Below are 13078 nucleotides of genomic sequence, written 5' to 3' on the forward strand. Positions count from 1 at the left end.
GTCTCTCCGTTTCAGGGTGCGAGTGGGTACGTGAAGTGGTCGATCAGCGGAGTTGAAATCTGCTGCAGAACAGCGGAATCGAGCATGTCGTCGTGGGCGGCATCGACGGTACGGTCGTCGATGCGGCCGGTGACGAAGTTCGCCCACGTGTCGGCGGCGCGGGACTCGCGTGCGTTGAAGAACAGGACGTCACCGTCGAACACCGGTGGGCGGTAACCCGTCAACAGTCGCAGTGCACTGTTGTACGAGTCCGCGAGCCGGTCGACGTCCGATGCATCGACATCCACGCTCACCGCGCTCCGAATCCGCTGTGCCGCTTGATCGGAGGTGATGGAGTCGGTGACGCCGTCGATGCCGAGGACCGGTGCGAACTCGCCGAAGAATTCACCGGTGGTCAGCGGCTTCGGAGGTTCGACCTCGCACGCGTCGACGTCGGAGTCGAGCATCGCCAGGAGCGACACCTCCTCGCCCATCGCCTGCAGTCGTGCTGCGACTCCGTGTGCGACGAAGCCGCCGTACGACCAGCCGAGCAGGTTGTACGGGCCCTCCGGCTGTACGGCGCGGATCCGGGCGAGGTAGGTGTCGATGGCATCGTCGAGAGTCGATGCCCCTGTCCCGCCGGCCAGTTCGGGCGCCTGGAGTCCGTAGATGCTGCGTTCGGTCCCCAGCGCTGCAGCGAGCCCGGCGTAACTCCATGCCAATCCGGATGCGGGGTGGATGCAGAACAGCGGTGCTTCGGTACCGCCGTTGCGCAGTGGGACCACGGTGTCGAACGGCGATGCCTGAGACCCGATGTCTCCCCGGCCGATCCTCGCGGACAGGCTTGCTGCTGTCGGGGATTCGAACAGATCTCTCAGCGACACCGGCGACTGCAGTCCTGCGTTGACGCGCGTGACGACTCGGGTCGCGACCAGCGAGTTGCCACCGAGGTCGAAGAAGGAGTCGTCGATGCCGACATCCTGGACTTCGAGCACGTCCGCGAACGCCTCGACGACCAATTCTTCCACCGGCGTACGTGGGGCGCGGTACATCCGGCGTCGAGATGCGAAGTCAGGCTTCGGCAGTGCCGCAGTGTCGAGTTTGCCGACCGGTGTCAGCGGAATCTCGTCGAGGACCTGGACGACGGTCGGCACCATGTATCCGGGCAGTCGCTCGGAAGCATGCCGGCGCAACACGTCTGGCTCCACGCTGGTTCCGTCTGCCGCGAGGACGTACGACACCAGAACCGTTGCTCCTGCTGGACCTTCAGCGCCGATCGTCACCGCGAACTCGACGTCGGAACGCTCGGTGAACGTCGCGTCGACCTCCCCGAGTTCGACGCGAAAGCCCCGAATCTTCACCTGGAAATCTGCACGAGACTGGTAGTGAAGCCTGTTACCGTCCCACCGAACGACGTCACCGGTGCGGTACATGCGTGCACCAGGATCGCTCGGGTGAGCGACGAACCGCGTCGACGTCAGGTCCTGCCGGTTCTGATAGCCCCGTGCAACGGCCGGGCCCGCCAGGTACAGCTCGCCGGCACTACCGTCGGGAACCGGTCGCAGCCAGCTGTCCAGGACCAGCATCGACGCGCCGCGGATCGGACGGCCGATGTCGACTGCCTTGTGCAGCGGAGTGGAACCCGTTGCCCAGATGGTGAACTCGGTCGGCCCGTAGTGATTGAGCATGATCCGGCCTACAGACCACCGTTCGACGACATCGCGGCTCGGTGCCTCGCCCGCGACCGCCAACACACGCACGCTGTCGATTGGATCGACGGTGGCAAGTGCTGCCGGTGTGATGACCATGTGCGTGACATGGTCGCGTCTCAGCAATTCGGCAAGTTCGTCACCTGCCGCCGTCGTCGGCGGGGCCACCACGAGCGTTCCGCCGTGCGAGAATGCCATGAGCGACTCCGAGATCGACGCGTCGAAGCTGGGCGATGCGACATGCAGCACACGCGATTCGCAGTCGAGGCCGAACTCCTCTCGCTGCGACTCGGCGAAGTTCGCGAGCCCACGATGTGACACCGCAACGGCTTTGGGAGTACCCGTCGACCCAGACGTGAAGATCATGTAGGCCAGGTTGTCGATGTGCGGTGCAGGGATAGCCAGTTCCGTCACGTCCCCCGCGGTGTCCGACGCATCGAACCAGACCATCGGTGCGTTGAAGGTAGGGATCCGGTCGTCGAGCATGATGCCGAGACGGGCGCCGCAGTCGTCGAGCATGCGCTCGATACGCTCCGGCGGCAGCGTCGGATCGACGGGGACGAACGCAGCTCCGGTCTTGACGACTGCCCACATCGCGACGACCGACTCGATCGAACGTGGGATCGCCAGTGCGACGAACGATTCCGGGCGGGCGCCGTGCTGGACCAGTCTGCGTGCCAACGCATTCGACCGCTCGTCGAGCTCGCGATAGGTGACGTCCGTGCCTTGGGAGCTGACGGCGACGCGATCGGGGTGCGACGCGGTGGTATCGGCGAGTATCGATGCGAACGTACGCGGTGCACACTCCGATTCGCCGTGGATGGATTCGATTCTGCGGGAGGCGTTGACTCGGGCGTCGGGTTCGGCCGCGATCCGCGACAGCAGCTCGACGTACCGGTCGAGTAGTCCGTCGGTATCGGCGACGGCACCCTCCAGATACTTGAGCGTGATCTGCATCGAGTCGCCAGGAATGATCAACAGCGACAACGGGTACGGCGTCGCATCGGTACCCTCGGCGTCGAGCACACGCATACCGGGCAGGTCGAGCGACTGGGCGAGCGCAGCGCGGTCGACCGGGTACGACTCGAACACCGTCATCGTGTCGAACATCTCGGGCAGTCCGGCGACCTCGTGGATTTCGCTCAACCCGATGTACTGGTGGTCGAGCAGCCTCGACTGCTCGTCCTGTACACGAGACATCAACTCGACAAACGTTTCTCGTGGATCGAGAGCGACCCTGACCGGCACCGTGTTGATGAACAGCCCGACCATCTGCTCGACACCGGGCAGAACCGGGGGGCGGCCGGACACCGTGCCGCCGAAGACGACGTCTGTCCGTCCCGTCAGCGATGACAGCATCATCGCCCACGCCGTCTGTATGGCGGTGTTGATCGTGATGCCGTGCGTCCGGGCCAGGCCGTGCAGCGCCGTCGTGACCTCCGCGCCCAGTGCCCGGGAGTGTTCACCCGCAGCACTGTCGCCGAGGTGGTCGGACGACGAGACGAGGGTCGGCTCGCTGACGCCTGCCAGGGCGTCTTGCCAGGCCAGACGTGACGCCCCGCGGTCCTGTTTCGCCAGCCATGCCAGGTACTCGCGGTAGGAGCGTGCAGGGGCCAGCGAGGCTATGCCGTCCAAGGCCGCATAGAGCGTCAGCAGCTCCTGGACCAGCAGCGGTGTGGACCATCCGTCGAGCAGAATGTGGTGGTTGGTCATCAACAGGCGGTAACCGTCGTCCGATGTGCGAATCAGATGAAAGCGAATCAGCGGTGGGTTCGCCATGTCGAATCGAGTGGCCTGATCGTGCCGCAGAATTCGTTCGACGTCGCCGCCGGCTCGAAGGTCGGTTTCCGACCAACCGACGTCCAGCTGATCCAGCACGATCTGGCGGGGTCCCGAATCCTGCTCACGGAAAGCGACTCTCAGATTCTCGTGTCGGTCGACGAGTGCCTGTGCTGCGTCGTGCAGGCGTGCGGCGTCGACGTCGCCCGCCAGGGTCAGAACGGACTGAACGATGTAGCTGTCAGGGCCTTCCGCGTCGAACATCGCGTGGAACAGCAGGCCCTCCTGCAGCGGAGACAGCGGCCAGACATCGGTCAGTGCCGGGAATTCCGTTTCCCACGAATCGATCTCGGGCTGAGTGGTCGGTATCAGTGCGAAGTCCGACGGCGTATGGCGCGTGACGGTCTCCATCTCTGCATGCGCCGCGAGCGACTTCAGAGCATCGACCCAGGCTCCTGCGAGGTCGTCGACGTCGTCGAACATCCCCGACGCGTACGAGAACGTCGCCACCAGTTCGGTGTCCGAACCACTGTGCTCGGCAACGACGTTGATGTCGATCGCGGCAGGCAAAGGCATCTGCGGGTCGGCATGGGATGCGAAGCGCGCGGGCATGAAGGGGGAGTCGGCGGCGGTCTGCACTCGTCCCAGATAGTTGAACGACACCTGCGGGTTGACTGCGATATCGGTGACGCCGCCCAGATGACGCAGCATGCCGTAGCCGATCCCGTGATCGGGGATCACCGCCAGTCGCTCCTTCACGGACTTCAACGCAGTCCCCGCGGCAGGACCAGCGGCGAACGCGTCGTCGATGTCGATACCGTGGAGGTCGAATGCCACCGGGAACACCGTCGTGAACCAGCCGACAGTCCGAGACAGATCCGCACCGGGCACGGCCTGCTCTTCACGGCCGTGGCCTTCGAGCGTGACGACGCTGGTGGTTCGTGAACGCCACCGAGCAATCGCGAGGGACAGTGCCGTCAGCATCACGTCGTTGGGGCCGCAGCGAAAGCGATCTGCCACGGTGCCGAGAACGGTGTCCGTGATCGTGGCAGGAACGGTCACGACGGAATCCTTGCGGGTCGAGACTGTGTCGATCGACGGGTCGAGATCACGATGGGACAACCGAGGGTCGTCGTTCGCAACGATCGAGGTCCACAGCGGCAGCTCGTCGACGCGATGTGCAGCATTCTCGGCGAGCCCGTGGGCCCACCGGCGCATCGACGTCCCGACGGGTTCGAGTGACTCGCCCATCACCGCAGCTGCGAAGTCCGGCAACAGGATTCGCCACGACACGCCATCGACGGCGATGTGGTGCAACACGATCCACAGGGAAGTGCCGGTACGGGCGAGCTGGATGACTCTGCCCGTCGCGGGGTCCAGACGGTCCGCGCCGTCGGCGAGTTCTCCCCTCGTGAAAGCGTCTGCGGCATCGACCGATCCGACCGGCATGATGTCGTGTACATCGGTGACGCGGGATCGCAGGGCGTCGTGATGGTCGATCAGCGTTGCGGCGGCGGCGATCAGCGCGTCGTCGGAAATGTCGTCGGGAAGAGTGATCTCTACTGCCTGGCTGTAGGTCCTGAAGTGGCCTGCCTGAACGATGTCCGCGGCGACGGGAGTGAACGGAACTTCCCCGACGCCACCGCCCGTGAACTCGGCGAGAACCACTGCGGCCGGAACGTCGCTTGCAACCTCTGCCAGTGCCGCAACGGTCTTGCGCTCGAAGACGTCGCGCGCTGTGAAGGTCAGACCCGCCGCCTTGGCGCGGGCCACCAACTGGATCGACACGATGCTGTCGCCGCCGAGTGCGAAGAAGCTGTCGTCGGCCCCGACGGATGGGGCACCGAGGACATCTGCGAACAATGCCGCGACCGCGATTTCCTTCTCGGTGGACGGTGCGCGGAACGATGTTGCCGCTACGAACACCGGATCCGGCAGCGCGCGGCGGTCGACCTTGCCCACGGGCGTCAACGGCACGTCGTCTATCACCATGATCGACGACGGCACCATGTAGGCGGGCAAGACGGTGGACAGGTGTGCGGTGAGATCGTCGACGTCGACGTCACCCTTGACATAGGACACGAGAACTGTTGCACCGGACTCTGTTCGGTGGCCGATGGTCATGACGAACACGGTGTCCGACGCGGCAGCGATGGCCGCGTCGATCTCGGTCAGTTCGATGCGGAAACCGCGGATCTTGACCTGGAAGTCACTCCGGCCCGAGTATTCGAGCTGCCCGTCCGAGTTCCACTGCACGAGATCGCCTGTGCGGTAGAGGCGTTCACCGGGAAAGTGCGGGCTCGCGACGAAGCGGGAGGATGTGATGGCCGGTCGCTCGTGGTACCCCCGTGCCATCGCGTCGCCTGCCAGGTACAGCTCGCCGATGCTGCCTTCGGGTACCGGTCGCAACCAACGGTCGAGAATCACGACCGACGTTCCACTGATCGGGCCGCCGATCGTGACAGGCCCATCGACGCTCATCGGTGAGCTGTAGGTGGACGTCACCGTCATCTCGGTCGGGCCGTACCCGTTGATCATCTGCCGGTCGCCTGCCCACCGGGCGCGAAGCTCCGACGGGCAGGCGTCGCCACCGACGATTACATGGGTCAGATCGGGAAGTGCGGTGGGGTCGAGCGTGCCGAGAACCGCTGGGGTGACGTCGATATGGGTGACCCGGTGCCTCGTCAGATGGTCGGCCAGTTCGCTGCCGCCGTAGGAACCGGGAGGTACGACGACCACCGTCGCAGCCGCGCCGAACGGCAGCAGCAGTTCCGACAGGGACGCGTCGAAACTCGGTGAGTAGCCGTGCGTGACGCGAGAATGCTCGGTCAACTGGAGTCGGGCGATACCGTCGTCGACCAGATCGGCGAGCCCGCCATGCGTGACGACGACACCCTTCGGCTTCCCCGTCGACCCCGACGTGTAGATGATGTACGCGGCGTTGTCGGGATCGATCGACGCGTGGCGGTCGGCGTCGGTGATCGGCTCGGACGAGAACTCGCCGCTATCGGGGATGTCGTCGACGACCAGAGATGCGTGGGAGTCGTCCAGAAGGTAGTCGATCCGCTCCTGCGGGTACGTCGGGTCGACGGGGACGAAGGCGGCTCCGGTCTTGACGACGGCCCACATCGCGAGAATCGACTCGTGCGATCTCGGAATCCGGACGGCCACAGTGGTTTCGGTTCGGGCTCCGCGTGCGATCAACGAGCGTGCGAGCCTGTTGGACCGCTCGTCCAGTTCCCTGTAGGTCAACTCCTCGCCCGAGGCGATGGCTATGCCATCGGGACGGCGGCGTACCGCGTCGTCGAGAATCTCTGGAAAGAGCCGGACCGCAACGGGTTCGGCGCCGCTGTGCATGTCGTCGTCATCGGTCATCGGGATTCCGATGATCGATGCGGAAGGCGCGGAGAGGAAACGTTCCAGGAATGCGAGGAATGCGCTGTGATGACGAGCGAGGTCGTCGTCGGTGTACAACTCACGGTTGCCCTGAAAGTCGATGTGCATACTTTCACCGCCGACACCAGGATAGATGTTGACGAACAGGTCGTCGATCATGCCCGACGTCAGGACGTGGAGGCGTCCGGTGAACTCGCCCAACATGATTCGGGTGTCGAACATCATCATGTTGACCGACGGACCGAACCCCGCCGGGTTGCCCAAGTCACGGGCGATGTCCTCCTGGCGGTAGCGCTGGCGTCGCAACGCTCCTGTCAGTTCGAGTTGCGCGTCGCGCACGAGATCAGCGACCGACGTGTCGGCGCCCAATCGCAGACGCAACGGGACGACGTTGGCCATCATGCCGCCGGAGCGTCGCAACGCGGCGGTCGTGCGAGCGGAGACCGGAAGGCTCAGGGTGACTTCGGTGCTGTCCGTTGCGCGTGCAAGATAAGCTCCGAAGGCTGCGACGACGACCGGTGCGACGCTCGATTCCAACTGCATCGCAACGGATTCGAGACGCTCCGACATCGACGGTGTCAGTTCACCCCGATGCAGTCTGGGGTGCGCGCCTGCGGGAGCGGCGCGCCCGGCCAGGCTGACCGGGTCGGGCAGGCCCGCGAGGTGTTCGGTCCAGTACGCGCGATCCGCCTCGAAACGATCCGACGCGCGGTACTGCTGATCGGCGTCGACCAGGATGTTCAGGTCCTCCGCCTTGGATGCGGGTGCGTCGGCGCCTTCGGTGTAGAGCTGCGCGCAACGCTTCAGCAGCGTCATCGCGCCGTACCCGTCGAGGGCGATGTGGTGGATGCGTGAGTACCAGAAGCACTGCTCGTCGTCGACGCGTAAGACGGCCATGTTCACGAGGCGATCGCGCGTCGGATCGATGGGGGAGGAGTACTCGTCGTACATCCATGCTCGTGCGGCCGCGATCGGGTCGGACTCTTCCCGCAGGTCGATGTACGGGATCGTCTCGGGCGTCGACGGGTCGACGGTCTGCATCGGGTGGCCGTCGACCTCGACGATGCGTAGGTAGCCGGTGCCGAACTCGCGGCCTGCGGTCTTCGCGGCGTCCGTCAATCGTTCGATGTCGAGGTTGCCGTCGATCTCGACGAATTGTGCGATGGAAATCGGGACGTCGCCTGCGAGGTGTTGTGCGAACCAGATGCCACGCTGCGCGGCGGAGAGGGGGAAGGTCGGTGCCTCTGTAGTGGTGAAATCCATGTACAGAACACTCGTCGCGATCAGCCGTAGGCGACACGGACCCTCGAGGTGGTGGCCCACCCCCTGAGGTGGCGGTTTCTTCACCCTGGGTGGGCTGGCGTTCCGGGTACGGCAGAATGGCCCCGATGCCTGACACCAGCCGTACCCAGCCCCGTCTCGTTGCCAGCGACGTCGACGGAACCCTCCTCGATCCCTACGAGAAGGTCACCGAGCGCACGCGCCGGGCAGTGCTGGCCATGGTCGGGGAGGGGACGCCGTTCGTACTGTCCACCGGTCGGCCGCCGCGGTGGATATCTCCGGTCGTCGAGCAGCTCGGCTACGCGCCCATGTGTGTGTGCGCCAACGGTGCCGTCGTCTACGACAGCGGAACCGACCGCATCCTCGACGCGCAAACGCTGTCGAGCGAGACTCTGCACTGGCTGGCAGATATCGCCTACGCGGCCCTGCCCGGATGCGGCCTCGCCGCTGAACGCGTCGGAGCCACCGCGCACGACGCCGCCACCCCGCAGTTCGTCAGCTCACCCGGATACGAGCACGCCTGGTTGAATCCCGACAACACCGAGGTGTCGCAGGCGGAGGTTCTCGACGTCCCGGCGGTGAAACTATTGATCAGGCTGTCCAGCGCGACGAGTGAGTCGATGGTCGCGGCACTGGAACCGCTGATCGACGGCCGCGCCGACCTCACCTTCTCGACGAGCAACGGACTGATCGAACTCGCCGCGCCGGGAGTCACCAAGGCGTCGGGACTCGCGGTCGTGGCAGAACGGCTCGGTGTCGTGTCCGCCGACATCGCGGCGTTCGGAGACATGCCCAACGACGTCCCGATGCTCGAGATGGCCGGGCTCGGGGTGGCGATGGGTAACGCGCACCCGGCGGCACTGGCCGTCGCGAACGAGGTCACGACGACCAACGCAGACGACGGCGTCGCGCGGGTCCTCGAACGTTGGTGGTGACGGCGCCTTCGGCGCACGTGCACGAAAATACATAGCAGGCTACGTATTTTCGTGCACATGCGCGAAGCGCCTTACGGAGCCGGAGCGTTCTGCATTTCCTGCTCGTAGGTGTCGTTGTACGTCTTGATGACCGTCGTGACGACGCCGGTGAGTTCGTTGAAGATCAGCGACCCGTTCTCGAAGTCGGTGCGCAGACCTTCGGGCACACGGTATTCGTCGGTCATCGGGAGACCGAGCTCACCGTTCTCCCCGCCGAGCGCGAGGAACTGCTCGAAGATCTTGCCGATCACCGCAACAGCCTGTCCGGCAAGGGAAGTGAAGATCGAGCCGTTCGTGAACGAGGCAGCTTCGCCGCCGCCCTTGACCTGTACGAGACCGCTGACGGGAACTCCGAGCGACCCTGTTTCACCGCCGGATTCGAGCCACTTCTGCGCGACGGGGTTGCTGCTCGCCAGCCGCACCAGCTCGTCGACCAGTGCCGGAATGTTCTGTCCGACAGTGCTGCTCGCATCGGTACCGGGTGACGACGGTGTCTGCTCCGGGGTGTCCTCGGTCGGAGCAGGTGCGGTGTCGACGCTTCCGCCGCCGAGGTTCGCCGCCGCGATGTCACGGATCTGATCCATCTTCGCGTAGGCGCCGTCGCCCGGGCATGCGGTGTTACCGACGTCGCGGTGCGCGAAGATGACCGGCAGGTCGACGCTCTGGCCGCGGCCGACGAACGTGTAGTTGGTGCCTTCGCTCGTCATCGTCGTCTCACCCTTGGGGTCGAGACCTGCCTTGCCCAAACGCCATCCGAGGAACTTGCCGACGGAGTCGATGGTCTCCTGCGACGGCGACTCGGACGTGTAGTCGCCCATCATCGCGATGCCCATGGTGTTCTCGTTGAAGCCACCGGCGTGCGCGCCCTGCACGGGCTTGTCGAGTCCGCCTGCACGGCCTTCGAAGATCTGACCGTACTTGTCGACGAGGACGTTGTAGCCGACGTCGCACCAGCCCAACGTCTGTGCGTGGTAGGCGTAGATCGCGCGCACGATCTCGGCCGACTCGTTCTTCGAGTAGTCGTTGCTGCCCGCGGTGTGGTGAACCGTTGCGCCACCGAGGAAGTCGTCGTACGTGGGGTTCGCGCAGCGGATCGACTCGTCGGCGCCCCACTGTGCTCGGGAGATGACCTTCGGTCCGGCGTCGCCCGCGACCGGGGTCGCGAGGTCGGACAGCGCGGAGTCCGCAGGCGAGCTTCCCGGCTGAATCAGCACTGCGCTGATGTCCGCCAGAGCGTCGGCGACGGGAATGTCCTGCTGGCGCAACGGCTTCGAGACCGAAGCAGGCGTGTATCCGAGGTCGGCCTGGGGAACAAGAGCCTCGGGAGCAGGGGCCTCGGGAGCAGGAGCCTCAGGAGCGGGAGCTTCGGGAGCGGGAGCCACCTCGGGAACCGGCGCGATCTCGGGCGCGGGAGCTGCGGCTGCCGCGTCGCCTGCGCGCGGAGTCAGCAGCAGCTGAACGGCTTTCGTCGCGCCGACGAAGATGGGCTCGGTGCCCTTCTTGTCCGGTACGGGTGCTGCGTCGGACGCGGCGGTGTCGATCGGCTCGGTCGCGAGCCAGGGGCCCCACGAACCGTCGTCGAGCTGGCGGCGGACCTGGGCGACAGCTCCGTCGAGAGCCGTCGACGTCAGTGCCACCATGCTGAAGGGGTCGTCCTGACGCAATTCCTTGACGACGGCACCCAGGGGTGCGCCCGGATCGTCCGCAAGAGGCGCCGCGGCATCGTGACGCTCGAGGCTGGGCACCGGGGCCTGAGCCGTCGGGCCGGTGGGTGCCGGAACCGTCAAGCCGGGGATTTCCGGAATCGGCGGGATGGTGATGTTCTCCGGCAACGGTAGGTACTTCAGATCGGAGAGCCGCAGGTCCGGCAGAGGTAGACCCGTCAGTTCCTGCAGCGGAACGACGATGTCCGGTGCGGCGTTCAGCGCTGTCTCGACGATCTTGGTCGGCACGGTGACAGGGGTGGTCTCGTTGGCCGATCGAACATCGGTGGACGCGGAGTCGCCGGAGACGCTGTACACCGTCACGGGACCCGCGACGGCCAGCAAGGCGACTGCGCCGAGAACGATCGACGGCTTCGTTCGACGGTGCAAGGCGTTTCTCCCTGGTTGTTGGGTGCGGTCGACGGCCGATCGTGCTGGCATCCACCGCGAAGCATCCTGCGACTTGGCGACGCGTTTTGCTTCCGTTCAGATCCAATGTCCGTGAGATGTGATGCTGTTGTTACTTGTGTGAATATTGAGACTTAAACTAAGTCACACGAGTAACAACAACCTCAGCAGACACAAGGCTAAACCTTAGCTTGAGAGTTAGCCAGTGCTGGGATCCGATCGTGACGCGGCGCGTCGGGAGCGGGCGCATAGGCTTTTGCCCCGTGACAGTTCACTTCATCGGCGCCGGGCCGGGTGCCGCAGACCTGCTGACGTTGCGCGCGGTCGAGCACCTACGCACGAGCCCGGTCTGCGTCTACGCAGGTACGTACATCGACGACGCGATACTCGCGCACTGTCCGAGCGACGTCAGGAAAGTCGACACCGCGAGGATGGACCTCGACGCGATCACCGCCGAACTCGTCGCAGCGCATGAACGTGGACAGGACGTCGCGCGCCTCTGCTCGGGTGACCCATCTCTCTACTCGGCGCTCGCCGAACAGTCGGCGCGGCTCGATTCCGCCGGTGTCCCGTGGGACGTGACGCCAGGCGTGCCCGCTTACGCCGCCGCAGCCGCGACGTTGCGCGTCGAACTGACCGTTCCCGAGGTCACGCAGTCCGTCGTCCTCACGCGCACGCAGGCGCGCTCCACAGCGATGCCCGACGCCGAGGCGCTCTCGAACTTCGCAGCGACCGGCGCGACGCTCGTGCTGCATCTGGCGATCACCCGAATCGGAGTCCTGGCCGACGAGCTGAAGGACCATTACGGACCCGGCTGCCCTGCCGCCGTCGTATTTCACGCCAGCAAACCGGACCAGCTCGTACTGACGGGCACGCTCGACGACATCGCCGGACAGGTCGAGGCCGCGGGATTGAAACAGGCTGCCGTCATCCTCGTCGGGCCCGCGGTGGGTAGGGCTCCCGGCGTCGAATCACATCTGTACGACGCGTGCCGGGATCGCGCGTGAAAATCCACCTCGTCGGCGTCGGCGCGGGCCATCCCGACCAGATCACCGTCCAGGCCGTCGCCAAGCTCCGAGAGGTCGACGTGTTCCTCGTCGCCGACAAAGGCTCGTCGGTGGGCGACCTGGCCGAGTTCAGGGCCGAGATTCTCAGGCGTCACGTGCCGGGTCGGCCGCGCGTGATCGAAGTGAAGGATCCGGAGCGCGACAGGAAGCCGGCGGACTACGGGACCGCGGTGCTGGACTGGCACGACGCCAGGGCCGGTGCATACAAGGAAGTCCTTGCAGGCCTCGATCCCGACACGACGGTCGGTTTTCTGGTCTGGGGAGACCCAGCGCTGTACGACAGCACGATCCGTGTCGTCGAGAGACTGGGTATCGAGTTCGACGTCACGCCGGGGATCAGCAGTGTGTCGATGCTCGCAGCCGCCCACAGGCTGGTGCTGAATCGCATCGGCGGGCCGATCGTGATCACGACGGGTCGGGCGTTGCTCGGAGACGTCGACGCCGGTGCCGAGAACATCGTCGTCATGCTCGACGGCCATCTGACGTGCCGCGAACTCGTCGGAACGGGTAGGTGGAGCATCTATTGGGGGGCCAACCTGGGAACGGCCGATGAAAAGTTGGTGTCCGGACCGCTCGACGAGTGCATCGGGGAGATCGAGCAGGTGCGTGCCGAGCTGAAGGCGAAGCACGGCTGGGTCATGGATGTGTATGCGCTGCGCGCCCGTGCGTGAGGAGTTACGTCGGGCGGTAACTACGCACGCACGGGCGGCGTAGCCGCAAAGGTCGGATACCCTGGTTGCCCGTGACTGCTGTAACTCCTTCGTCTTCTGACCGAGATGCCT

The 13078-nt window shown here is 65.3% G+C and carries 5 protein-coding genes; 3 read left to right on the forward strand and 2 right to left on the reverse strand.

What is annotated here, in order from left to right; genetic code table 11:
- Positions 1–11: 11 nt before the first annotated feature.
- Positions 12–8126, reverse strand: a complete 8115-nt coding sequence (locus tag CHB96_RS20045; RefSeq protein WP_089249487.1) for a non-ribosomal peptide synthetase — start codon at positions 8124–8126, stop codon at positions 12–14.
- A 116-nt stretch (positions 8127–8242) separates the two neighbouring features.
- On the opposite strand from CHB96_RS20045, the gene CHB96_RS20050 reads away from it, so the two are divergent.
- The gene (locus CHB96_RS20050) at positions 8243–9079 is read left to right on the forward strand and encodes an HAD family hydrolase (RefSeq protein WP_089249489.1); all 837 of its coding nucleotides are present in this window, start codon (positions 8243–8245) and stop codon (positions 9077–9079) included.
- Positions 9080–9150: 71 nt separating this feature from the next.
- Here CHB96_RS20050 and CHB96_RS20055 read toward each other — a convergent pair whose 3' ends face one another.
- The gene (locus CHB96_RS20055; RefSeq protein ID WP_245865936.1) at positions 9151–11262 is read right to left on the reverse strand and encodes an N-acetylmuramoyl-L-alanine amidase; all 2112 of its coding nucleotides are present in this window, start codon (positions 11260–11262) and stop codon (positions 9151–9153) included.
- Between the two features lie 230 nt (positions 11263–11492).
- On the opposite strand from CHB96_RS20055, the gene CHB96_RS20060 reads away from it, so the two are divergent.
- Together CHB96_RS20060 and cobF are read left to right on the forward strand one after the other, a co-directional pair.
- Positions 11493–12236: a cobalt-precorrin-4/precorrin-4 C(11)-methyltransferase gene (locus CHB96_RS20060; protein ID WP_089249493.1), complete on the forward strand. Its 744-nt coding sequence runs from the start codon at positions 11493–11495 to the stop codon at positions 12234–12236.
- Positions 12233–12967: a precorrin-6A synthase (deacetylating) gene (gene cobF / locus CHB96_RS20065; protein WP_089249602.1), complete on the forward strand. Its 735-nt coding sequence runs from the start codon at positions 12233–12235 to the stop codon at positions 12965–12967. The genes CHB96_RS20060 and cobF overlap by 4 nt, the downstream gene beginning before the upstream one ends.
- The last annotated feature ends 111 nt before the right edge of the window (positions 12968–13078 follow it).

It is taken from the genome of Rhodococcoides kyotonense (assembly GCF_900188125.1).
Lineage (GTDB): Bacteria > Actinomycetota > Actinomycetes > Mycobacteriales > Mycobacteriaceae > Rhodococcoides > Rhodococcoides kyotonense.